Genomic DNA, 24163 nt, shown 5'->3' with positions numbered 1-24163 from the left:
GTTGGTGATGATCCCTGCGGTTTCGAACGTATCTCTGTTCGCGCCGCCCTTTTTTCAACGACCGGGAACGAACACCTGGCGCTGATTAAAAGTCGCGATTTTATTACCTTTCATACCCGCACCTCGCCCACCACCTATTATGAGGGTCGGCGTGGCCCGACCGGGTTCGAGTACGAGCTGATGCGCCGCTTTGCCGAGCGCCTGGGGGTCAGCCTGAACCTGGATGCCAACCACCATCTGGACAGCATTTTGCCAGCCGTGCGCGCCCGCGGCGATATTGGTGCGGCAGGGCTACCGCTGACACCTGACACTCAGGGTATTCATTACACTCGCCCCATCATTGAGATGCAGCCGTTGGTGGTTTACCGCCGCGGGCTAAACGGGATTGATTCCGTGGCTGACTTGGTCGACCTAGAAGTCGGCACCCTCAACGGCTCAGGCCTGACGGCAACCCTACAGCGCCTACAGCAGCAATATCCAGCACTCAACTGGAAGGCCTCCAGCGACATTGAAGTGGCTGACCTGCTCGCCAGCATCCAAAACAGCACCTTGGATGCGGCGATTATTTTTGATCATCAGTTTCTCGTTAACCGGCTGTTCTTCCCGGAGGTCGAGCGCGGTTTTCTGCTTGGCGAGCCCTTGTCCATGGTCTGGGCGTTACCCAGTGGCCGCGGCCTTGAGCTGATCGATGCTGCCAACGACTTTATCCAGTCCCTGCATGATAACGGCGAACTCGACTCACTGATCACCCGCCACTTTGGCCATGACGACTATCTGGAATATGTCGGCACGCGCACCTTCCTGTCGCACCTGGATTCTCGTCTGCCGCAATATACCGAGCTTTTCAAACAGGCCGCCCAGCAAACCGGCTTTGACTGGAAGCTGTTGGCGGCGCTGGGTTATCAGGAATCCCACTGGGATAGAGACGCCGTCTCCCCCACCGGGGTGCGCGGCTTGATGATGCTGACCAACGCCACCGCCCAGGAAATGGGCATCAGTAACCGACGCGACCCAGCGCAAAGCATTGATGGCGGCTCCCGCTATCTGCGCCACGTGATGGACAGGCTGCCGGAAAGCATCACCGGTGACGACCGCCTGTACATGGCCATGGCCTCCTATAACGTGGGGCTTGGTCATCTTTACGATGCCCGCAAGATTACCGAAATGCGCGGCAAAGATCCGGATCTTTGGGAAGATGTGCGTGAGTCCTTGCCACTTCTGCAGCACCGGGAATGGCATAGCAAAACCCGCCATGGCTATGCACGCGGCGGCGAGCCGGTGATTTATGTGCGCAATATCCGCCGTTATTACGAAATGCTTGATTACGTTGAGCGCAGCCGCCAGCAGTTTTTTCAGCTGGAACAGACCCGTATTGACGATGAGTCAGCGTTAAACTTTGAAATAATTCCGCCGCTGGAACCGCCTAACGACGCTCGCTGAAAAAGCGTTTCAGCAACCGTCCAGCTGGGGCGGCCAGGATGCCACCGCTGACCGCGATTGTGTGGTTAAACCAAGGTTGCGCCAGGAGATTGGCTTTGGATTCCAGCATACCGGTGCGTGGTTCAGCGGCACCATACACCAGTCGGGCAATACGAGCATGCACCATAGCACCGGTACACATCATGCAGGGTTCCAGGGTAACGAACAGGGTGGCGCCTTCCAGGCGGTAATTTCCAGCGGCTTGCCCAGCGGCTCGCAGGGCCAGGATTTCCGCATGGGCGCAAGGGTCACAGCCAGCAACAGGCGCATTATACGCAGCGGCCAGAATCTCTCCTTCCGCCGAAACGACAACGGCCCCCACCGGCACTTCACCTGCTTCAAACGCCAGATGGGCCTGATCAAGCGCCCGGTACATATAGAATTCATCGCTGCGCATGGCACCAAACTCCGCTATGGTAGACAAACGATCGTATGATAGAGACTATTGAAATGCCTTTAACAGACATGCCCGACAGGATACGCCACTATGACTGACGCTTCTCAAACCGGTCTCTCAACACAAGCATCACTCGACAAGCTTGTCAGCCTGATGGCCCTGGAAACCCTGGAAGAGACCCTGTTTCGCGGTCAGAGCCAGGACCTGGGTTTTCCCCAACTATATGGCGGCCAGGTACTTGGGCAATCCCTGGCAGCGGCCAGCTTCACGGTGCCGCAAGACCGCCAGCCGCATTCTCAGCATGGCTACTTCCTGCGCCCTGGAGACCCTCACCGCCCAGTGGTCTACCAGGTCGATAAGGTGCGTGACGGCGGCAATTTCACTACCCGCCGGGTGACCGCCATCCAGAAAGGTAGGCCCATCTTCTTCTGTAGTGCATCCTTTCAGACGCCGGAAACCAACCCGCTGGCCCACCATAGCCCGATGCCGGAAGTGCCTGCCCCAGAGACGTTGCTGGACAGCGGCAAAGCGCAACACAGCCGCTTCCCAGGTCACCCTATCGAGTTCATCTATCTCTCGCGCAGCAGCGCTCATCAGGCGCCAGCCCATCAATACCTGTGGTTTCGCCTGGCGGGCAAGCTACCTGAAGACCCGGCCCTGCACCGCCACCTGCTGTCCTATGTGTCCGACTTCAATCTGTTGACCACCGGTTTGCTACCCCACCGGGTTGACTATAAAGATCCCAAACTGCAGATCGCCAGCCTGGATCATGCGCTCTGGCTGCATCAGGACACTCGGCTGGATGAATGGCTGCTATACACCACCGATTCGCCCTGGACGGGCGGCGCCCGTGGCCTGGCGCGCGGCCAGATCTACAACCGCCAGGGGCAGTTGATCGCCTCAACAGCCCAGGAAGGCTTGATGCGCCTGCACGATACGCCCATACGCTGAGTGTTATCTCTTAAAATGGCCGCTATACAGCACTAACGCCCGTAAAAGCGGGCGTTAGTAGCTAGCAAAAGCTCCACAGAGCTGGACTTGCCATCAGGCCGTCAAGCACCGTAAACGTCGTTGACGCTTTGCAGCGGGTAGTGCGCCGGGTAAGGCTTGCGTGCCACGCCTGAATCCACCGCTGCCTGGGCGACGGCAGCTGATACCCGATCCAGCAGGCGGACATCCACCGGCGTGGGAATAATGTAGTCACGACCGAAGCTCATTGAATCCCGCTCGTAAGCGTCCAGCACGGCCTGGGGCACCGGCTCGCGGGCCAGATCCTTGAGGGCATGAACGGCGGCCAGTTTCATGGCTTCATTGATACGGGTTGCGCGTACATCCAAGGCACCCCGGAAAATGAACGGGAAGCCAAGCACGTTATTGACCTGGTTCGGGTAATCGGAACGCCCGGTGGCCATGATCACATCCGGGCGGGCTTCACGGGCCACATCTGGGTGGATCTCAGGGTCCGGATTGGTGCAGGCAAAAATCACCGGATCCGGCGCCATTGTCTTGACCTGATCAGCTGACAGCAACCCAGGGCCGGAAAGACCGATAAACACATCGGCGCCATCAATGGCATCATCCAGGGTACGCATATCGGTATCACGGGCAAATTCAGCCTTGTACTGATTGATTCCTTCGCGATCATTATGGATAACGCCACGCCGATCCAGCATCACCAGATTGTTCTGCTGCGCACCACAGGCAATCAGCAGGCGCATACAAGCAATCGCGGCGGCACCGGCGCCCATGCAGACAATCCTGACGTCCTCGATACGCTTACCGGCAATATCCAACGCATTCAGCATACCGGCAGCCGTTACAATGGCGGTGCCATGCTGGTCATCATGAAAAATCGGAACAGCGCAGCGCTCAATCAGGGCTTTCTCGATTTCGAAGCACTCCGGTGCCTTGATATCTTCAAGGTTGATACCGCCCCAGGTGCTGGCGATCCGCGCGACGGTATCGATAAACGCTTGAGGGTTTTCCGCCTCAACTTCCACGTCCACCGAGTTGATACCGGCAAAACGCTTGAACAGTACCCCTTTGCCTTCCATGACCGGCTTGCTGGCCAGTGGCCCCAGGTTACCCAACCCCAGAATCGCACTGCCATCCGAAATCACCGCGACCAGATTGCCTTTACCCGTATAGCGAAACACATTTTCAGGATCACGGGCGATTTCACGCACCGGCTCAGCCACGCCTGGACTATAGGCCAGCGCCAGATCCCGTGCGGTGGCGGCGGGTTTCGTCAACTCGACCGACAATTTTCCGGGAATAGGTTTAGCGTGGTAATCCAAAGCAGCCTGCTTGAATGCATCCGTCATGATGGAGGGTCCGATTGAAAGATTAAAGGGCGTCGACACTGCAACAAAAATGCTGAAAACGTCACCTGATAACGCAAAAGCGGCATTTGAGAATATAGAAAAACCGTCATTGCCTCAAGGTGACACCCGATAGCAAAGACCCTCAGCCATAGGCTGAGGGTCTGTTTGAAAGCTGGGCATACCCATATACTCTGGGCACCAGCCATAACACACGTGAAGCGCTTATTAACCGCGCTTCACTGCTGCGCCAAAGCGCTTGTTGAAGCGTTCTACACGGCCGCCGGTGGTTGCCTGCTTCTGCTTGCCGGTATAGAAAGGGTGGCAGTTAGAGCACACATCCAGAGAGAAGTCATGCCCGGATGTTGAGCCGACCTGGAAGGTGGCACCGCAAGAACAGCTTGCCGTTACCGTGTTGTAATTCGGGTGAATACCTTGTTTCATCTTAAGCCTCGCGAAGCTGTATGCCGCCACCTGATCACTTGCCAGGCACCGCATACGGGTTTGAAATCGATTAACCGGTCAAGCCGCCAGGGCTTTCTAACCTTGGGCGGCCGCGTATTCTAGCAAACCTGACGCCGGAGGCCAATTGCCGCGTTCACCTCTTTTGTCCGCCCCTGTGCTGCGTGTGGCACTGCCCTCGCCGTTGCGCCGCCTGTTTGACTACCTGCCAGCAACCACCCCACCGTTAGAGGGCTGGCAAGTGGGGCTGCGGGTCAGCGTCCCTTTCGGGCGCCGTGAGGTAGTGGGTGTCATTGTTGAACTGGCCAGCCACAGCGAGCTACCCAAAGAGCAGCTGAAGTGTGTACATAACGTGTTAGATGACACACCGCTACCCGCCGACTGGCTGTGGCTGTGCCGTTTTACCGCACGCTACTATCAGCACAGTCTGGGCGACACGCTGGCTAACGCCATGCCCGCCCGCCTGCGCCAGGGCCACCCCATGGCTGGGCGAACCCTGACTCTCTGGAAACGCAGCCCCAGCGCTGCTGAGCAACACGACTTTGGCCGCGCCCACCGCCAGGCAGCGCTCTGGGAACTGTTGGGCCAGCACCCCAATGGCCTGGCCAGTCGGGTGATCAGCGCTCACGGTTTTACCCAGGACACCCTCAGCCGCCTGGCACAGAAGGGGTTGATTATATCTACCACCCAGGTCTTGACGGCAGCCGCGCCTGCGCGCACCCAACAATCGCTGGCTAACCCGGCGTTGCCGCTGAACCGTGAACAGGCGGTGACGCTTGCCGCCCTGCACGAAAAGCTCGATGACTTTCACCCCTGCCTGCTGGAAGGCGTGACCGGCAGCGGCAAGACCGAAGTCTACCTGCAGTTGATTGACGCCGTTGTCAGTAAGGGCCGACAGGCACTAGTGCTAATCCCGGAGATTGGCCTGACGCCACAGACCCTGGCGCGCTTTCGCCAGCGCTTTAATGTGCCGGTGCTGGCCCTGCATTCCGGGTTGACCGACCCAGAGCGCCTGGATGTCTGGGAGGCCGCCGCTGCGGGTCGCGCGCTGATTATCATCGGCACCCGCTCGGCCATTTTTACTCCCCTGGCCCGCCCTGGCGTGATCATTGTCGACGAAGAGCACGATGGCTCCTACAAACAGCAGGATGGCCTGCGCTACCACGCTCGGGACCTGGCCATCGCCCGCGCCCACCATCACCGCATACCTGTGCTACTGGGCAGCGCCACCCCATCGCTGGAAAGCCTTCAGCAGGCCTTGCAAGGCAGCTACCGTCACCTGACGTTAACCCAGCGCGCCAGTCGCCATGCTCCCGCCCGCTTGGAACTGACCGACCTGCGCCACCAGCCCTGTCGTGGCGGCCTGCTGCCGGGCACAGTCAAGGCGATCAAGAAAACACTGGAGGCGGGCAAGCAAGTGCTGGTGTTTATCAACCGGCGTGGTTTTGCGCCCACTCTGGCCTGCCACGCCTGCGGCTGGGTAGCCGAGTGTCATCAGTGCGATGCGCGCATGACTCTGCACCGCCAACCGCCTTTGCTGGCCTGCCACCACTGCGATGCCCGCCGGATGCTGCCACCCGCCTGCCCGGAATGCGCCAGCGGTGATCTGCGCGCCCTGGGTAGCGGCACCGAACGCACCGAAGAAACCCTGCAGGGCCTGTTCCCTAAAACGCTCATCCATCGTATCGACCGCGACAGCACCCGGCGCAAGGACAGCTTTGAGCAGATCATGAAAGACGTCTCCCGCGGCGACCCCTGCCTGCTGGTCGGCACCCAGATGCTGGCCAAGGGGCACCACCTGCCGCACGTCACCCTGGTGGTGGTGATCAACGCGGATGGTGGCCTGTATGCCGCCGACTTTCGTGCCCTGGAACACAGCGCCCAGCTGCTGGAGCAGGTGGCCGGGCGCGCGGGGCGTGCCGCTGACCCCGGCCGCGTGCTAGTGCAGACCCTGCACCCGGATGACCCGCACCTGAACCAGCTCGCCGAACATGGTTACGCTGCCCTGGCGCGCCACCTACTGACCGAACGCCGCAGCGCCCAACTGCCACCCTTCAGCTTTATGGCCCTGTTACGGGTTGAAAGCCCTCAGGTCGATGCTGCCACACAGCTGGCCACCCATGCCGCTCAGCAGGTACGCGACTGGCTTGAGACCCAGCCCATACAGGTACGCTGCCTAGGGCCAATACCCGCACCTATGGAACGCCGCCAGAACCGCTATCACCTGCATGTCATGCTGAGCGCGAACAAGCGTAGCCACCTGCATCAGGCCGCCAGCTTTCTGGTCAACTGGCTGGAGAATAACCGTGAGGCTCGCCGAGTACGCTGGTCACTGGATATCGATCCCCAAACGCTCAGCTAGCCGAGCCGATAACGGGATGATGTTTGAAAGTCACCCACAATCGTCGATAATACGCCCGTTTACGATGCGCACGCGCACGCCGCCACCGACGTTACCGGATACTCACTTATGAAAGACACATTGATCACCCTGCTTGAAGGCGCCGTTGAGGCACTCAAGCAAGAGGGCGTGCTTCCCCAGGACGTTCAGCCAACCATCAAGGTTGACCCGACCAAAGACAAGTCTCACGGCGATTACGCCACCAACCTTGCCCTGATGCTGGCCAAGCCCGCCGGCATGAAGCCCCGCGACCTGGCAGAAGCCGTCGTGAATGCCCTGCCTGCCAGCGACGCCGTACACAAAACCGATATTGCCGGCCCCGGCTTTATCAACTTTTTCGCTGCCACCGACGCCGCTGCTCAGGTGGTCGCCCAGGTACTCGACTGCGGCGACACCTTCGGCCGCAGCATGCTGGGCCAAGGCCAGAAAGTGCAGGTGGAGTTTGTGTCTGCCAACCCGACCGGGCCGCTGCACGTCGGCCATGGCCGCGGTGCCGCGATTGGCGACTGCTTGTGCCGTCTTTTGGAAGCCACCGGCTATGACGTCACCCGTGAGTTCTACTACAACGATGCGGGCGCCCAGATCAGCAACCTGGCGCGCTCCGTTCATGCTCGGGTCAAAGGGCTGACCCCCGACCACAGCAGCTGGCCGGAAGACGGCTATCGGGGTGACTACATTATTGATGTGGCCGAGGATTATCTGGCCGGAAAAACCGTCAGCGCCGATGACCGCGAAGTCACCGCCAAGGCTGACCCAGACGACCTTGACGCCATCCAGACCTTTGCCGTGGCCTGGCTGCGCCGCGAGCAGGACCTTGACCTGAAAGCCTTTGGCGTGGAATTCGATGTCTACTTTCTGGAATCCTCGCTATATGAAGATGGCAAGGTAGACGCCACTGTCGAAAAGCTCACCGACAATGGCCATACCTATGAAGAAGACGGCGCCACCTGGCTGCGTACAACCACGTTTGGCGATGACAAGGATCGCGTCATGCGCAAGCGCGACGGAGGCTACACCTACTTCCTGCCCGATGTCGCCTATCATCTGGACAAGTGGCAGCGCGGCTTCAAGACGGTCATTAATGAGCAGGGCGCCGACCACCACTCCACCGTGACCCGGGTGCGCGCGGGTCTGCAGGCGTTAGAAGTGGGTATTCCCAAGGGCTGGCCGGATTATGTACTTCACCAGATGGTGATGGTGACCCGCTCAGGCGTTGAGGTAAAACTCTCCAAGCGCGCGGGCAGCTATGTCACCCTGCGTGACCTGATTGACGAAGTTGGCCGCGATGCCACGCGGTTTTTCCTCGCCGCCCGGCGCGCCGACTCCCAATTAACATTTGATATTGATCTGGCCCGTTCTCAGTCGAACGAAAACCCGGTTTACTATGTACAATATGCCCATGCTCGCGTGTGCAGCATGCTGCGCAAGGCCGAAGCCGCCCAGCAGCCATTTGATCATGATCTGGCGTTGGCCAACCTTGCCTTGCTCGACAGTGATCAGGAAAAGGCCGTACTCAACCGCCTGGCGCGCTTCCCTGAAGTTGTCGAGGTGGCCGCCAGAAACCGTGAACCCCAACAGATCGCGCAATACCTGCTTGATCTTGCGGGCGACTTTCACACCTGTTACAACGCCGTCAAAGTCATGGTAGACGATGACACCCTGCGCAATACGCGCCTGGCACTGGGGTTGGCAACCCGCCAGGTGTTGCGCAACGGCCTCGACCTGATGGGTGTCCGTGCGCCAGAGGAGATGTAAGCAATGCCCAGTCCACGTAAAACCCCACCCCGTCGCGGTGCCACGTCGCAGCGCGATAGAGCGACGAAAAAGCCTTCCCCCAACGGCCGACTGCCTGGCTGGCTATGGGGGCTGGGTGGCCTTGTCGTGGGGTTTTTCTTGGCCCAGCACCAACATGGCACTGCGCCATGGCAGGATACCAGCGAAGCCCCCAGGCAACCATTATTTCCAAGGAACAGCCTGACGGCCAAACAAGTGAGAACAGTGAAAACGATCAGGCGGCTTCCACACCGACCTTCGAATTCTATACCCTGCTACCGGAAACCGAGATTATTGCCCCCGATGGCGTAGTGCCCTCACGGGTGACACGGCCCGAACCAGCCCCCGCCGATGATGCTGAACAAGCGCCCGCCAGCGCTACCAATCAACTGACCGCTGACGAACAGGCGGCCATGCCTGATGAACCCATTGCCGAATCAACGCCAGTCAGCAACGATGACCCCATCGCGGCACTGATTGCTGCCAACAATACGGAAAACGCCGAGACGTCCACTTCGTCAGCGCCTCAGAAAGAACAAACTCAGGAAGAACAGAAACGCTACATGCTTCAGGCAGCGTCGTTTCGTTCCGCAAGCGATGCTGGCAAAATGCGTGATCGGCTGCGTAACCTCAGTCTGCTTGCGCATATCAGCGAGGTACAGGCCAATGGCAATACCTGGCATCGCGTTCAGGTTGGCCCCTACGACGACCCCCGCGAACTTAATCGCGCTCAGGATCTGATGGGAACACAAGGAATCGAGCCACTGTTGATTCAGCTGCAGAATTGACGCCATCTGGCCTGTTTACACCAACACTTGCTCGCGGGCGGTTGATTTTTATCAGCCGCCCGCATTCTGTTGTGAATATCCTTTTTCACCGGCTGCTGAAGGGCAGCCGAACCGTCATCGGGAGCACGCCTCCCACAAGGAGCTCACTCCATGACTACGATTGTTTCTGTGCGTCGCGGCGACCAGGTCGCTCTCGCCGGCGATGGCCAGGTCTCTCTGGGCAATACCGTGATGAAAGGCAATGCCAGCAAGGTACGCCGCCTGTATCGCGGCAAGGTGCTGGCCGGTTTCGCCGGCGGCACCGCTGATGCCTTTACGCTGTTTGAGCGTTTTGAAGCGCAGCTGGAAAAATACCAGGGCCACCTGACCAAGGCCGCCGTGGAGCTGGCCAAGGACTGGCGCACCGACCGCGCCCTGCGTCGGCTGGAAGCCTTGCTGGCAGTGGCTGACCACAGCGCCTCGCTGATTATTACCGGCAACGGCGATGTGGTGGAACCCGAGCGCGGCATTATTGCCATTGGCTCAGGTGGCAACTACGCCCTGGCCAGCGCCCGGGCACTGCTGGAAAACACCGAGCTTTCCGCGCGCGAAATCACCGAAAAGTCCCTCGAAATCGCCGGTGACATCTGCGTATTCACCAATCACCACGTCACCATGGAAGAGCTATAAGCCATGACACAGATGACTCCCCGTGAGATTGTCCACGCCCTGGACCAGTACATTATCGGCCAGAAAGACGCCAAGCGGGCGGTAGCGATTGCCCTGCGTAACCGCTGGCGCCGCATGCAGCTGGACACCGACCTGCGCAGTGAAGTCACCCCCAAGAATATCCTGATGATAGGCCCGACAGGCGTCGGCAAGACCGAGATCGCCCGCCGCCTGGCCAAGCTGGCCAAGGCCCCTTTCATCAAGGTCGAAGCGACCAAGTTCACCGAAGTGGGCTATGTAGGGCGTGACGTGGAATCGATCATTCGCGACCTGATGGAAGCCGCCATCAAGATGGTGCGCGAGCACGCCAAGGAAGAAGTCAGCCACCGCGCTGAGGATGCCGCCGAAGACCGTATTCTGGATGCGCTGCTGCCTCCACCGCGCGGCCAGGAAGATAAGCCCCGCGAAGAAAATGCCACCCGCCAGTCGTTTCGCAAGAAACTACGCGAAGGTCAGCTTGACGATAAGGAAATCGATATCGAACTCTCCCAGCAGGGGCCGAGCGTCGATATCATGACCCCGCCCGGCATGGAGGAAATGACCAACCAGCTGCAGAGCCTGTTTTCCAACATGGGCCAACAAAAGCGCGAAACCCGCCGAATTGCGGTCAAAGACGCCTTTGGTCTGCTGCGCGATGAGGAAGCTGGCAAACTGGTCAATGAAGAAGACATCAAGGCCCGTGCGGTAGAAGCGGTTGAGCAGCATGGCATTGTCTTTCTGGATGAAATCGACAAGGTAGCCAAGGGCAGCGGCCAGTCCAGCGGTGGCGAAGTCTCCCGTGAGGGTGTCCAGCGTGACCTGCTGCCGCTGATCGAAGGCTCCACGGTGTCGACCAAATACGGCATGGTCAAAACCGACCACATCCTGTTTATCGCCTCCGGTGCTTTCCACCTGTCGCGCCCCTCGGATCTGATCCCTGAGTTGCAGGGCCGTCTGCCAATCCGCGTCGAACTGGATGCCCTGACCCCAGGCGACTTCAAGCGCATCCTGACCGAGCCATCCGCCTCGCTGACCCGTCAGTATCAGGCGCTATTGGCCACTGACGGGCTGGATGTCGAGTTCACCCCAGACGGCATTGAGCGGATTGCGGAAATTTCCTGGCAGGTTAACGAAGGCACCGAAAATATCGGCGCCCGCCGTCTACACACTGTTATGGAACGCCTGCTTGAAGAAGCCTCTTTCAAGGGCGGCGACCTTGACGGGCCGCTGGTGATTGACGCTGAGTACGTCAACGCCCAGCTGGGCGAACTGGCCGTCGACGAAGATCTCTCCCGCTATATCCTCTAAGCCGTTGCCAAGGCGCTGCCAGGTTGCCCTCTCTGGGCGGGCAACCTGGCGTTCAGGATGACGGAAAATCTTGCACGACCAGCGAGTGTCTGCGTATGGTAAATGTCAAACTGACAGCAACTTCTTTATGAGGCATCCCATGGACGCTCCCATCCCTTCCCGCGTTCACTATCACCGCAAAGCCCGCGAGCTTGAACTCGGCTACGCCAGCGGCGAAACTTTTTGCTCCCAATTGAACTGCTGCGCGTCTATTCACCCTCCGCTGAGGTACGCGGCCATGGCGGCGACACAGCGGTCTTGCAGGTCGGCAAGAAATTTGTTGGCCTGCAAAATATTACCCAGGCAGGCAACTATGCGCTCAAGCTGCATTTTGACGATGGCCATGACAGCGGCCTGTTTACCTGGAACTACCTTTACGACCTGGGCACCCATCAGGACGCTTACTGGCGCGACTATCTGCAGCGCCTGGAAGAGGCGGACGCCTCCCGCGAGCCACTGGGTATTGAAATCAAACAGGTATAAGCGACTCCAAGCGCAGACAAGCCTAGCCTGACAAGGCTACAATAGCGGCAACTTTTTAACGACGGTTGCAGCCAGGCATTGACACACCGTCAGGCTGGCCTTCACTGTCTCGAATTCGGGAGCCGCCCCTCCATGAGCCCCACAGAAAAACGTACCACTCACTTCGGTTACCAAGAAGTTCCCGTTGATGAAAAAGCATCCCGCGTCGCCGACGTCTTTCATTCCGTGGCTGCCCGCTACGATGTCATGAATGACCTGATGTCGATGGGCGTTCACCGCCTCTGGAAACGCCTCACCATCGAACGTTCTGGCGTTCGCCCTGGCCATCAGGTGCTCGATATTGCCGGTGGAACCGGCGACCTGACGCTCAAGTTTTCGCGCATGGTCGGCCCCCGAGGCAAGGTCGTGCTGGCAGATATCAACGCCTCCATGCTGCGCGTCGGGCGCGACAAGCTGATTGATAACGGCGTTGGCGGCAATGTTGAATACGTTCAGGCTAATGCTGAATGCCTGCCCTTCCCAGATAACAGCTTCGACTGCATCACCATCGCCTTTGGTCTGCGCAACGTCACTGACAAAGATGCGGCTCTGCGCTCAATGCAACGAGTGCTCAAGCCGGGCGGGCGTCTGCTGGTGCTGGAGTTTTCCAAACCTGCTAACCCCCTGTTATCCAAGGCCTATGATGAATACTCTTTCCGACTATTGCCGCGTATGGGCCAGATGGTCGCAGGGGATGCCGACAGCTACCGCTATCTGGCAGAATCAATTCGCATGCACCCCGATCAGCCAACCCTCAAGGCGATGATGGAAGCCGCTGGGCTGGAGCGTGTCGAGTACACCAACCTGACGGGTGGCATTGTCGCCCTGCACCGTGGCATCAAACTATGAAGCACGCCATTATCAAACACACTGTGAGGTTGGCATGCTGGTAACTCCCGCCCTGCTGCTGGCAGGCTGCGAACGTATGCTGAACGCCTTGCTGGCTCGCGACCCGGCTTCCCCTCAGCGCCTGGATGCCCTGGCAGGCAGCCGCCTACTGATTCGCCTTGAGCAGCCCCAGTTGGCTCTGTTGATGGCGTTTCATCCGTCTGGCATTGACCTGCTACGCGCCGAAGACATTGATGAGACCAGCGCCGATGCGGTGGTTGAACTATCGCCGGAAACCCTCTCGGAATGGGTCAGCGGCAGCTCTGTCGAGCGCTTGATGTTTGAAGGCAAACTATCGGTGCGCGGGCGCATCCAGCTGCTTGAAGCCACTCAGGAGCTATTGACCGACCTGGATATCGACTGGGAAGGTGAACTGGCCAACTGGCTGGGCGATATCCCCGCACACTCGCTTGCCGAAGGCTTACGTCGTGCAGGCCGCTGGGGGCTACGTGCCAGCAATGAGCTGATGGCGGACGTGTCTGAATACGTGTTCGAAGAGGCCAAGCTGCTTCCTGGTCGCCAGCAGCGCGACGTATTGCGCGATCACCTCAGCGAGCTGGAAATATCCACCGACCGGCTGGAAGCTCGGCTTAACCGCCTGCACCGACGTCTGACCCAACGCTTGTCACAAGGAGATTCCGGCTCATGAGCCTGCGCCTGCTGCGCATTGCTTGGGTAATTGCCCGCTACCGCCTTGATACCCTGATCCCGGTGGCCCGTCTGCCCTGGTGGCTGCGCCTATTGGTGAGTATTTCACCGCTCAAGCTGTTTCCCCTCGGTGAACGTCCGCGCAGCGAACGGCTGCGACTGGCCCTTGAAGAACTTGGCCCCATTTTTGTCAAATTCGGCCAGATGCTCTCCACACGTCGCGACTTGCTGCCAGCCGATATTGCTGACGAACTCAAGCGTCTGCAGGATCAGGTTCCGCCTTTTCCTGGTGACGCAGCGGTTGACAGAGTCGAGAAAGAAATGGGCATGTCGCTAAGCACTGCCTTTGCCAGTTTTAACCGCACACCACTGGCCTCGGCATCGATTGCCCAAGTGCATGTCGCCAAGCTGCATAGCGGTGAAGAAGTGGTGGTCAAGATTATTCGCCCCGGCATCGACAGGGTCATGGGCCAGGATATGGGCCTGATGTATCAGTTAGCCAGGTTGGTTAACTTTATTCCCGAAGCGCGTCGTCTGCGCCCGGTGGAGGTCATTCGCGACTACGAAGCCACCTTGTTTGACGAGCTTGATCTCTACAAGGAAGCGGCTAGTACCTCTCAGCTAAAGCGTAATTTCAAAGATTCGCCGCTGCTTTATGTACCGGCCATTCACTGGACCTACACCCGCCGCCACGTAATGGTTCAGGAACGCATTCGCGGCGTACCCGTCGCGGATACCGAGACGCTGCGCGCCCGCGGCACCAACCTGAAAAAGCTCGCTGAGCGTGGCGTTGAAATTTTCTTTACCCAAGTATTTCGCGACAACTTCTTCCATGCCGACATGCACCCCGGCAATATATTTGTTAACTGCGATGACCCGGAAAACCCTCAGTACATCGCTATCGATTGCGGCATTGTCGGCAGCCTGACTCGGGAAGATCAGGATTATCTGGCGCGCAACCTGCTAGCCTTCTTTCATCAGGATTATTACGAAGTGGCAGCGCTGCATATCGAATCCGGTTGGGTAAGCGAAGATACCCGCGCCAATGAGTTTGCCGCCGCCATCCGTACCGTATGTGAGCCGATTCTGGAAAAACCGTTAAAGGACATTTCGTTCGGGCAAGTTTTGCTGGGGCTGTTTCAGACCGCCCGGCGCTTCAATATGGAAGTACAGCCCCAACTGGTGCTGCTGCAGAAAACCCTGCTCAATATTGAAGGGCTGGGGCGCCAGCTGTATCCCGACCTTGATCTGTGGAGCACCGCAAGGCCATTTCTGGAAAGCTGGATGAAGGAACGTGCTGGCCCGCGTGGGCTATGGGACTCTCTCAAGCGTCAGGCGCCAGAGCTTGCTCATCAGCTGCCTGAACTGCCGGTACTGGCTCACCAGACCCTTAGCCGAATGGAGAAAGAACACCGCCAGCGCCACCAGCAGTCCGATGCTATTAACACCATCCGGCACACGCTGACCCAGCAAAACAAACGCCATCACCGTCTCAAGCTCGGTTTAATTCTGCTCGCCATTGCACTTACCTGGCAGCCGCTCAGCCAGTGGGCCAGCGTGCAGGACTGGCCGGTACTGACAGCAGCGGCCATCGGGCTTTTGCTCCTGGTGTGGCACTAGGCCATTATCAGGATGGTAATAACTGAGACTTAAACGCTTTAAGCGACAAAGCGCTGTAAGCGGTAAAAAGGACACATCATGACCAAGATGCCATCGCCTACCGTTGACGACACCGTACTCGATGCCCTGTTCGAGGTGCTCAGGCAACGTCGTCACGCAGCACCAGAAGAATCCTATGTTGCCTCCTTGCATCATAAGGGATTGAACAAGATACTTGAGAAAATAGGTGAAGAAGCCACTGAAACCTTGCTTGCCGCCAAAGACGCAGAAAGCGGCGAACAAAGTAAACAGCAGGCGCTTATCGCCGAAACGGCAGATTTGTGGTTTCATAGTCTTGTCATGCTTTCTCACTTAGGCTTGGATCACCAGGCTGTGATTAACGAACTGGCACGACGTTTTGGTGTGTCAGGTCACGACGAAAAAGCCTCTCGTAACAAGACTTGATCGTCATTACATCTATTTTCCGGTTGATTTGCCGAGCACACACGAGGACTCGCATATGTTAGGTGGCATCAGTATTTGGCAGTTGCTGATTGTTCTGGGGATTATCATCCTGATTTTCGGCACCAAGAAACTGCGCAATGTCGGCACTGACCTTGGCGGCGCGGTAAAAGGTTTCAAGAAAGCCATGCATGATGAAGAAAAAGCCGATGATAAAAAAGACACCGATGAGCCCCAGGCCAAGGTCGGCCATGAGGAAAATGGCAACACCTATGACGTTCAGGCGCAGGAAAAGCATACTGAACACAGCGAAGAGCGCAAATAAGCCATGCTGGATATCGGTTTTCTTGAAATCCTGATCATCGCCGTGGTTGGGTTATTGGTACTTGGCCCTGAACGCCTGCCCCGTGCGGCGCGTACCGCTGGGCTATGGATCGGCAGGATAAAGCGCTCGGTATCCGGCATGCAGCGTGAAATCAGCGCTCAGCTTGAATCAGAAGAACTGCGCCAGAAGCTTAATGAGCAGCAGAAAAAGCTGGATGACAGCCTCAAAAAAGCCAAGCAGGACGTTGAAAATATCGCCGAGGCTCCCAGATCTTCGGACAGCAGCAGCGTTTCACCAAGCAAGGAACAGCGTCTAGCGGACGCATCGGCACGCATTGATGATGCCCTGAATACAGTGCGTGAAACCAGCACTTCAACTGCGGATTCAGGCACTCAGGATCAGGAAAAGCCATCGGCCGAGGCTTCTAACCCACAGACTTCTCCGTCCTCTTCCAGTACGTCTTCCCACACGACGTCGACTCAACAGGATAGCAATCCCCGATGAGCAGCGGTGACTCTCAGGATCAGCAAGCCAAACAGGCACAAGCACCTTTGATTGAACACCTGATCGAACTTCGCTCACGCCTGATGCGTGCCGTGATAGTCGTGCTGGTGATCTTTCTTGGCCTGTACGCGTTTGCCAATGATATCTACACATTTGTGGCCCAACCGCTAATGGCACTGCTGCCTGAAGGCTCGCAGATGATTGCCACCGAAGTGGCTTCGCCCTTTCTGGCGCCCTTCAAGCTAACCCTTGTGGTGGCAGTATTTGCGGCGGTGCCCTTCATTCTTCATCAGGCGTGGTCGTTTGTTGCGCCCGGGCTTTACGATAATGAAAAGGCGCTGGCGATTCCGCTGCTGATATCAAGCGTCGGGCTTTTCTATGCGGGAGCCGCCTTTGCCTATTACGTGGTGTTTCCGTTACTGTTTGCCTTCTTCACCCAGACGGGTCCGGAAGAGATTCAGGTAATGACGGATATCAACCAGTATCTGAATTTTGTGTTGAAGCTGTTTTTCGCCTTTGGGGTGGCGTTTGAAATTCCGATTGCCACTTTCCTGCTGATTTTCAGTGGCGCTACCACCGTGGAAAGTCTTTCCAAGAAGCGCCCCTATATCATTCTCGGCTGCTTTGTAGTCGGCATGCTGCTGACACCGCCCGATGTGGTCTCGCAAAGCCTGCTGGCCGTGCCCATGTACCTGCTTTACGAGGTTGGTCTGCTGTTTGGAAGGTTGGTACGCCGCAAAGCCGTCAAGGATGCAGAAGAAGACGAGCTCAGCGAGAACGGCTAACGCTTAAACTTTATAAGCTTGCATAAAAAAACCTTCGCTATCATCCACATAGCGGAGGTTTTTTAATTAGTTAACGCCCTGTCAGCCCATCATTTCATCAATGCGTTCTACCAGTTTGAAAACCCCGGTGGCGGCCTCGCTGATCCGGGTCGCCAGCATATAGGCGGGAGTGGTCACCACACGGTTCTCAAAATCGACCACAATCTCTTCAACGCCGCAGCTGCGGTGCAGGCCGCCCATGGCGCTGATGGCGCCGGCAACCCCAGGGTCGTGGCCAATAGTGACAGCAATGCCTTCCCCGAGCAGGCGCGGCACCATGACCGGCGCAATACATATCAGACCAATTGGCTTGGCGTCTTCACGGAAGGCTTCCAGCACCTCTTTAAGCGGTTCCAGAACCTGCATATTGTCGCCCTGAACGGCGAAATCACACAGGTTCTGTGCCACCCCGAAGCCGCCGGGCACAATCACCGCATCAAAATTACCAGCATCCAGCTCACTTAACGGGCTGATATCACCACGCGCCAGCCGAGCTGACTCTTCCAGCACGTTGCGCGTTTCGCCTTGTGTGGTTTGCTGGGTGACATGATTAATCACCTGATGCTGATCCATATCCGGTGCAAAGCAGTGATAACCAATACCCAGCTGATCCAGACGCAGCAGCGTCAAAGTGGTTTCATAGATTTCGGAGCCGTCGTATACACCGCATCCGGCCAGAATGACTGCGACCTGTTTTGTCATGAAGTATCCTCTTGTATAGCATTTTATTAACAGCCGTCTACTTTAGGCAGTTTATGTGACAGCCACAAGCCAGCTTTCGCCTTATCAGTAGACTGATATACTTTGCACAGATACTGATTGCATACCCCCTTATAGAGAAACAAGGAGAACAGCATTGACGACTCCCACCCAGCGTCACTTTCCTGCCACGCGTATGCGCCGCATGCGCCGCGATGCTTTTTCACGCCGCCTGATGCAGGAAAACAGCCTTTCTGCCGCCGACCTTATTCTGCCGATGTTTGTACTGGAGGGTGAAAATCAGCGTCAGGCTGTTCCTTCCATGCCCGGCGTTGAGCGCCTGTCACTAGATCTGCTGATTGAACAGGCTCGGGAAGCCTATGCGCTCGGCATCCCTGCTCTGGCACTGTTTCCGGTGGTCGGCCCGGAACAGAAATCAGAACTTGCCGAAGAAGCCTACAACTCGGCAGGGCTGGTGCAGCGCAGCGTACGGGCACTAAAGGCGGCCCTGCCTGAACTTGGCATTATCACCGATGTAGCACTCGACCCCTACACCAGCCATGGCCAGGACGGCATCATTGATGAGCAGGGCTATGTGATCAACGACCGCACGGTCGACACCCTGCTCAAGCAGGCGCTTTCCCATGCCGAAGCCGGTGCGGATGTGGTCGCTCCCTCAGACATGATGGATGGCCGTATCGGGTCGATTCGCCAGGTGCTTGAGCAGGAACACCTGCATAACGTCCGTATCATGGCCTATAGCGCCAAGTATGCCTCCCACTACTATGGCCCCTTCCGAGATGCCGTCGGTTCTGCAGGTAATCTGGGCAAGGCCGACAAGCGCACCTACCAGATGGACCCAGCCAACAGCGATGAAGCCCTCCACGAAGTGGCCATGGATATTGCCGAAGGCGCCGATATGGTCATGGTCAAACCGGGCATGCCCTACCTGGATGTAGTTCGCCGAGTAAAACATGAGCTTCAGGTACCCACCTTTGCCTATCAGGTCAGCGGCGAATACGCCATGCATCGTGCCGCCTTTGATAATGGCTGGTTAGACGCCGACAGCGTGATTATCGAATCACTGATGTGCTTCAAACGCGCAGGTGCCGATGGCATTCTCAGCTACTTTGCACTCGACGCGGCTCGGCTACTCAAGGCCAATGGCTAAACAGGCACGGCTGTCCATTCTGGCCAATGAACGCCAGATGACCTTTTGGTGACACCCATTTGTCATTTTTATCGTCCATAATGGAAGAAAGAATGGCAAATTTGATGAATCAGGAGCAGTGATGGATACCACCGGTGAACAACAACCGAAGACAGGGACTGAATCCATGGCTGGAGAACACGACACGCCGACCTTGCGGGTTAACCGCACTACCACCGGTGTGCAAGCACGGGAAAGTCAGTTGGAAACCGATCTGGATGATCCCCAGCTGTATTTCAACCGCGAACTTTCTCATCTGCAGTTCAATATCCGCGTGCTTGAACAGGCCCTGGATGACGCGCACCCATTACTTAACCGCCTGATGTTCCTGCTTATTTTCTCGTCCAATATGGATGAGTTTTTTGAGATACGGGTCGCTGGCCTGAAGCATCAAATCGCCTTGGGTGATGACACCACAGGGGCCGATGGCCGACTGCCTAAAGCCGTGCTGAGCGAAATCTCACAGATCGCTCACGAGCAGATTGCCCGCCAGTACAAGATTCTCAACGATACCCTCTTGCCTGCCCTGGAAGCTCAAGGCCTGCGTTTTCGGCGCCGCAGCCAGTGGACTCAAGCCCAGAAAGACTGGGTGCGGGAAATGTTCAACAACGAAATAATGCCGGTCATCAGCCCTATCGGGTTGGACCCCTCTCACCCCTTCCCCCGCCTGGTTAACAAAAGCCTTAACTTTATTGTTGAGCTTGAAGGCAAGGATGCCTTTGGCCGTGCCGGAGGCATGGCGATTCTGCCTGCCCCACGCTCGCTGCCGCGTCTGATGACGCTACCCAAGGAACTGTGTGAAGAAGGCTATTCGGAATATGTCTTCCTGTCCTCGATGATTCATGCCCATGCCGAAGAGCTGTTCCCCGGCATGCAGGTACGCGGCTGCTACCAATTCCGCCTGACCCGCAACGCGGATATGACCGTCGACCCGGAAGAAGTCTCCGACCTGGCCTCTGCGCTACGCGGAGAATTACTTGCCCGCCGCTATGGCAGCGGGGTACGCCTTGAAGTGGCGGATAACTGCCCGGAAGACCTGATCAACTTCCTGCTGCGCCAGTTTAACCTGGAACAGGAAGATCTTTACCGGGTAGAGGGCCCAGTCAACCTGACCCGCATGATGGCCGTACTGGGCGACGTTGACCGGCCCGAGATGCTTTATCGCCCCTTTACGCCCGGTGTACCCAAGTCACTCAAGAGCGGCAGCCTGTTTAACGCCATCAGCAAAAGCGATATTCTACTGCATCATCCGTTTCAGTCCTTTACCCCCATTGAGGATCTGCTCAGCGAAGCCGCTCGCGACCCGGACGTACTGGCAATCAAACAGACCCTCTACCGCACCGGTGCGGATTCCCCGATTGTTAGCGCCCTGGTAGATGCGGCAAGCCAGGGCAAGGAAGTCACCGTGGTGATTGAGCTGCGCGCGCGCTTTGATGAAGCCGATAACCTGCAGCTCGCCTCGCGCCTGCAGGAAGCTGGCGCTATCGTCATCTATGGGGTCATGGCCTACAAAACTCACGCCAAGATGATGCATATCGTGCGGCGTGAAAAAGGCGCGCTGCGTCACTATGCGCACCTTGGCACCGGCAACTATCACTCCAAGACGGCCAAGCTGTATACAGACTACAGCCTGCTGACCGCTAACGAAGCCCTGTGTGCCGACGTTCACCGAGTTTTCCAGCAGCTCTCCGGCATGGGCCGGGCACGGCGCATTGACACCCTGCTGCACGCACCCTTCACGCTGCATGAGCGGCTTTGTGAAATGATTGACCGAGAAGCCCAGAATGCCCGCAAGGGCAAACGTGCCCATATCATCGTCAAATGTAACTCGCTGACCGAGCCGAAGCTGATCAAGGCCCTCTACCGCGCTTCTCAGGCAGGGGTGGAATGTGATCTGATCATTCGCGGCATGTGCTGTCTGAAACCCGGCATTGAAGGCGTCTCCGAGAACATCCGTGTCCGTTCGATTATTGGCCGTTTCCTGGAGCATACCCGGGTATTTCACTTCCATAACGACGGCAAGCCGGAAACCTGGTGTTCCAGCGCTGACTTTATGGCGCGCAACATGTTCCACCGGGTGGAAACCTGTTTTCCGCTGCTGGATAAAAAACTTGCGACCCGGGTACGTAAAGATCTGGAGACCTACCTGGTGGACAACTGCCAGAGCTGGCTACTGCAATCAGACGGCAGCTATCAACTCCAGGGCCATGGCGACGGCGCCCCGATCAGCGCCCAGGAAACCTTACTTTACGCCTATGCGTCGAAAAGCTGATATGCTCGTAGGATGATCGAATTACGCCATCTGCGCACCTTGCTGGCCCTGCGTGAAACGGGTTCTCTGGTGGAAGCGGCCGAGCGGGTACACCTGACCCAATCGGCACTTTCCCATCAGCTGAAAGATTTGGAAAACCGTATGGATGCCGCGCTTTTTGTACGCAAAACCCGCCCGGTGGAATTTACCCGGGCGGGTCTGCGGCTTCTTCACCTGGCTGACAGCATCCTGCCGGAAGTGCGCCGTGCCGAGCGGGATATCGCCAAAATGGCCGGCGCTGAACAAGGGCGCCTGCATATGGCTATCGAATGCCACAGCTGTTTTCAGTGGCTGATGCCCACGGTGGATCATTTTCGTGACCACTGGCCGGAAGTGGAAATCGATATACCCGGGGGCATCATTTTGACCCTTTACCGGCGCTTGCCCGTGAGCAGCTGGATCTGGTGATTACAGCCGATCCCCAGCCGCTGGAAGGCGTTCACTATGCGCCGCTCTTTCGCTATGAAGGCTTATTGGCAGTTGCCCGTCAGCACCCTTTTGCACAGCAGCGCTTTGTCACACCGTCACAGCTTGCTGATGAAACCCTGATCACCTATCCGGTTGAGCACACCCGCCTGGATGTATTTAGCCATTTCCTGACCCCCGCCAAGGTACGGCCCAAAGAAATCCGCACCGCTGAACTTACCCTAATGATGATGCAACTGGTGGCCAGTGGTCGTGGCGTGTGCGCTCTTCCCAACTGGGCACTGACCGAATACCTGCAGCGCGATTATGTCGTAGCGGTCAAGCTCGGCGAACAGGGAGTATGGAACACCTTATACGCAGCCATTCGCGAAGAAAGCCTGGAAATGCCGTGGATAAAAGATTTTCTGGACACCGCACGTGCCACCTCTTTTGCGGTACTCGCGGGGATCAAGCCAGCGAATCGCGATATGGAATCAACAGCGTAAAACGCGCGCCACCCAGGTGGGGGCTAGTGTCAGTGGTGATACTCCCCCGTGCCTGATGATAATTTTCTGCACAATCGAAAGGCCCAGACCATAGCCGCCAGAGCTACGTGCACGGCTGTCATCCAGGCGGGTAAAGGGCTTGAAAATCTCTGTGCGCGACTCTTTCGGCACCCCGGGGCCATCATCCTCTACATCGATGCGCACCAGGTGTGGCTCATCCCAAACTCGCACTTCGACGCGAGAACGGCCATATCGGCAAGCATTGCTGACCAGATTCTGTAGTGCCCGCTGCAAATAGCGCGGTTCGGCAAGCAGCTCTGTATCAGGCCCAGGCAACAGCGCCAGGGTCATGTTGTCATGCAGTGGCGCCAGAGTATCCAGCACCCGCTCTACCATGGCACGGCAATCTACCAGCGAGGTTTCCATCTCGGTCGCATTGACGGCATCACCATCCAGGCGCGCATAAGTAAGAATCTCGTCAACCAGCTTATCCAGCTCGGAAATATCGGCGTCGATACCTTGCAGTTGGCGTTGAATGACCGGTTTATCGGTCATGTCTTCCACCATCTGTACGGCAAAGCGAATTCGTGCCACTGGCGTGCGCAGCTCATGGGAAACAGCGCGAATCATCTCCTGCTGGCCGCGCAACAGCGTCTGCACCTGGCTTGCCATGGCATTGAATGCCATGCCCAGACGGCCGAGAAAATCACCTTGCTGGACTTTGACACGTGTTTCCAGACGACCGCTGGCAATACGCGTGGCAGCCAGCTCCAGGCGAGCCATACGTGATTCGATATTGCGCATGATCAGGTAGATCACCAGGGTGAGAATCATCATGACGCTCAATAGCAGCATCAGATGCAGGTGCAGCGGCAAGGGGTCGTCATAGGCGGGAAGCTCAGCTTCAAGCCATGGAGGGCCTAGTGGCGATGTGCCTGAAAGAGGGGTTAACAGGGTGATATCGAGGCGTTCCCCAGCAAGGCGGGTGACCACTTCGCCGCGGGCCAGCGTCTGGTGCTGCTGGACAGACAGATCGTCCGGCAGCTGATTGGCCAGGCGCAAGCTCCAGCGTGTACTGGCCAGTTCGTCAAGACGCGCTTCACGGCGCTCTAAGGGTAGGCTAGCCAGACCTTCAGCGGCTAGCGCTACCGTTGCCTGCCACTGCTGCTCTTGCCATTCATCCAGGGTCAGGCTGAGTAACCAGGAAGAGTTCCTCAGGCGTTGACGCAACCGCCATGGGGCGGTTTCAACCAGTACGCCGCCGCGATTCAAGCGCTGCTGTTCGAAAAAGGTCAGGTCAGCGTCTGCCACAGACACCAGATCAAGCTCCACCGTTGAACCCAGCCGCTGGCTCAGTGCAGGCAGGCGCTGTTCACGCTCAACGACTGACAACGGCGCAAGTTCAGCCATTAGCACCGCCATGGGAAAGTGTGCTAACTGCTCCCGATAATCATCGTGGCCCACCTTCTCAATCAAGATCCGCCCTGTCATGGCAATCAGGAAGATTGCCAACAGCGTTAGCCCCAGAAGCAGATAAAAGCGTAAAAAGGAGCCACGGTATTTTATCCAGCGCATAATCCTCTCAGCTTGCCCGGCAAGCAGTCA

21 protein-coding genes and 2 pseudogenes are annotated in these 24163 nt (G+C 57.5%); 18 read left to right on the top strand and 5 right to left on the bottom strand.

The features are described 5' to 3' along the window. Nucleotides 1-30: 30 nt before the first annotated feature. Nucleotides 31-1440: a membrane-bound lytic murein transglycosylase MltF gene (mltF, locus tag HLB35_RS05380; protein WP_422822429.1), complete on the top strand. Its 1410-nt coding sequence runs from the start codon at nucleotides 31-33 to the stop codon at nucleotides 1438-1440. Here mltF and tadA read toward each other — a convergent pair. Further along, a complete protein-coding gene (gene tadA, locus HLB35_RS05375; protein ID WP_171701800.1) occupies nucleotides 1424-1876 on the bottom strand; it encodes a tRNA adenosine(34) deaminase TadA in 453 nt (150 codons plus the stop codon). The genes mltF and tadA overlap by 17 nt on opposite strands. A 90-nt stretch (nucleotides 1877-1966) precedes the next feature. Between tadA and HLB35_RS05370 the strand changes: the two genes are divergently transcribed. Continuing rightward, nucleotides 1967-2827 (top strand): acyl-CoA thioesterase, encoded by an 861-nt coding sequence (locus HLB35_RS05370; protein WP_171701799.1) that lies wholly within the window; start codon nucleotides 1967-1969, stop codon nucleotides 2825-2827. A gap of 101 nt (nucleotides 2828-2928) precedes the next feature. Here HLB35_RS05370 and HLB35_RS05365 read toward each other — a convergent pair whose 3' ends face one another. After that, nucleotides 2929-4200: a malic enzyme-like NAD(P)-binding protein gene (locus tag HLB35_RS05365; RefSeq protein ID WP_171701798.1), complete on the bottom strand. Its 1272-nt coding sequence runs from the start codon at nucleotides 4198-4200 to the stop codon at nucleotides 2929-2931. Nucleotides 4201-4425: 225 nt separating this feature from the next. After that, nucleotides 4426-4641, bottom strand: a complete 216-nt coding sequence (gene rpmE, locus HLB35_RS05360; protein ID WP_171701797.1) for a 50S ribosomal protein L31 — start codon at nucleotides 4639-4641, stop codon at nucleotides 4426-4428. 145 nt (nucleotides 4642-4786) lie between these two features. Here rpmE and HLB35_RS05355 point away from each other — a divergent pair, with 145 nt between their 5' ends. From HLB35_RS05355 to tatC, 13 genes and pseudogenes are all read left to right on the top strand, one after another. After that, nucleotides 4787-7021, top strand: coding sequence for a primosomal protein N' (locus HLB35_RS05355; protein ID WP_235936999.1), 2235 nt, complete (start codon nucleotides 4787-4789; stop codon nucleotides 7019-7021). A 108-nt stretch (nucleotides 7022-7129) separates the two neighbouring features. Then, nucleotides 7130-8815: an arginine--tRNA ligase gene (gene argS, locus HLB35_RS05350; RefSeq protein WP_171701796.1), complete on the top strand. Its 1686-nt coding sequence runs from the start codon at nucleotides 7130-7132 to the stop codon at nucleotides 8813-8815. A 167-nt stretch (nucleotides 8816-8982) separates the two neighbouring features. Further along, nucleotides 8983-9621, top strand: coding sequence for an SPOR domain-containing protein (locus HLB35_RS05345; protein WP_328731138.1), 639 nt, complete (start codon nucleotides 8983-8985; stop codon nucleotides 9619-9621). A 150-nt stretch (nucleotides 9622-9771) separates the two neighbouring features. Beyond that, nucleotides 9772-10290 carry an ATP-dependent protease subunit HslV gene (gene hslV, locus HLB35_RS05340; RefSeq protein WP_171701795.1) on the top strand — a complete coding sequence of 173 codons (519 nt, stop codon included), beginning with the start codon at nucleotides 9772-9774 and terminating at the stop codon, nucleotides 10288-10290. 3 nt (nucleotides 10291-10293) lie between these two features. Beyond that, nucleotides 10294-11616 (top strand): ATP-dependent protease ATPase subunit HslU, encoded by a 1323-nt coding sequence (gene hslU, locus HLB35_RS05335; protein WP_171701794.1) that lies wholly within the window; start codon nucleotides 10294-10296, stop codon nucleotides 11614-11616. 139 nt (nucleotides 11617-11755) lie between these two features. Continuing rightward, a pseudogene (locus tag HLB35_RS05330) lies at nucleotides 11756-12138 on the top strand (gamma-butyrobetaine hydroxylase family protein). A gap of 132 nt (nucleotides 12139-12270) precedes the next feature. Beyond that, complete coding sequence (gene ubiE / locus HLB35_RS05325; protein WP_171701793.1) at nucleotides 12271-13026, top strand: bifunctional demethylmenaquinone methyltransferase/2-methoxy-6-polyprenyl-1,4-benzoquinol methylase UbiE; 756 nt, start codon at nucleotides 12271-12273, stop codon at nucleotides 13024-13026. Nucleotides 13027-13060: 34 nt separating this feature from the next. Next, nucleotides 13061-13714 (top strand): ubiquinone biosynthesis accessory factor UbiJ, encoded by a 654-nt coding sequence (locus HLB35_RS05320; protein WP_171701792.1) that lies wholly within the window; start codon nucleotides 13061-13063, stop codon nucleotides 13712-13714. Then, nucleotides 13711-15333, top strand: coding sequence for a ubiquinone biosynthesis regulatory protein kinase UbiB (gene ubiB / locus HLB35_RS05315; protein WP_171701791.1), 1623 nt, complete (start codon nucleotides 13711-13713; stop codon nucleotides 15331-15333). The genes HLB35_RS05320 and ubiB overlap by 4 nt, the downstream gene beginning before the upstream one ends. 78 nt (nucleotides 15334-15411) lie before the next feature. Continuing rightward, nucleotides 15412-15777, top strand: a complete 366-nt coding sequence (locus HLB35_RS05310) for a phosphoribosyl-ATP diphosphatase (protein WP_235936998.1) — start codon at nucleotides 15412-15414, stop codon at nucleotides 15775-15777. Between the two features lie 55 nt (nucleotides 15778-15832). Continuing rightward, nucleotides 15833-16099, top strand: a complete 267-nt coding sequence (tatA, locus tag HLB35_RS05305) for a Sec-independent protein translocase subunit TatA (protein ID WP_171701790.1) — start codon at nucleotides 15833-15835, stop codon at nucleotides 16097-16099. A gap of 3 nt (nucleotides 16100-16102) precedes the next feature. Beyond that, entirely contained in the window at nucleotides 16103-16603 is a 501-nt protein-coding gene (gene tatB, locus HLB35_RS05300) for a Sec-independent protein translocase protein TatB (RefSeq protein ID WP_171701789.1), read from the top strand. After that, complete coding sequence (gene tatC / locus HLB35_RS05295; RefSeq protein WP_171701788.1) at nucleotides 16600-17388, top strand: twin-arginine translocase subunit TatC; 789 nt, start codon at nucleotides 16600-16602, stop codon at nucleotides 17386-17388. Before tatB ends, tatC begins: the two co-directional genes overlap by 4 nt. A gap of 81 nt (nucleotides 17389-17469) precedes the next feature. Here the strand turns inward: tatC and elbB are convergent, their stop codons facing one another. After that, nucleotides 17470-18129: an isoprenoid biosynthesis glyoxalase ElbB gene (gene elbB / locus HLB35_RS05290; RefSeq protein ID WP_171701787.1), complete on the bottom strand. Its 660-nt coding sequence runs from the start codon at nucleotides 18127-18129 to the stop codon at nucleotides 17470-17472. Nucleotides 18130-18283: 154 nt separating this feature from the next. Between elbB and hemB the strand changes: the two genes are divergently transcribed. The 3 genes and pseudogenes from hemB to HLB35_RS05275 all read left to right on the top strand — a co-directional run bounded on the left by hemB (nucleotide 18284) and on the right by HLB35_RS05275 (nucleotide 22558). Further along, on the top strand, nucleotides 18284-19297 hold the full coding sequence (gene hemB / locus HLB35_RS05285; RefSeq protein ID WP_171701786.1) for a porphobilinogen synthase: 1014 nt from the start codon (nucleotides 18284-18286) through the stop codon (nucleotides 19295-19297). A gap of 121 nt (nucleotides 19298-19418) precedes the next feature. Next, nucleotides 19419-21608 carry a polyphosphate kinase 1 gene (gene ppk1 / locus HLB35_RS05280; protein WP_171701785.1) on the top strand — a complete coding sequence of 730 codons (2190 nt, stop codon included), beginning with the start codon at nucleotides 19419-19421 and terminating at the stop codon, nucleotides 21606-21608. A 12-nt stretch (nucleotides 21609-21620) separates the two neighbouring features. Then, nucleotides 21621-22558: pseudogene (locus HLB35_RS05275) on the top strand (LysR family transcriptional regulator). Here the strand turns inward: HLB35_RS05275 and HLB35_RS05270 are convergent. Then, a complete protein-coding gene (locus HLB35_RS05270) occupies nucleotides 22547-24133 on the bottom strand; it encodes an ATP-binding protein (protein ID WP_328731132.1) in 1587 nt (528 codons plus the stop codon). The pseudogene HLB35_RS05275 and the gene HLB35_RS05270 overlap by 12 nt on opposite strands. Nucleotides 24134-24163: the final 30 nt, after the last annotated feature.

The sequence above is a fragment of the Vreelandella azerica genome (assembly GCF_013112225.1).
GTDB lineage: Bacteria > Pseudomonadota > Gammaproteobacteria > Pseudomonadales > Halomonadaceae > Vreelandella > Vreelandella azerica.
The sequence above is the reverse complement of the archived record's forward strand: the minus strand, read 5'-3'. Positions and strand labels throughout refer to the sequence as shown.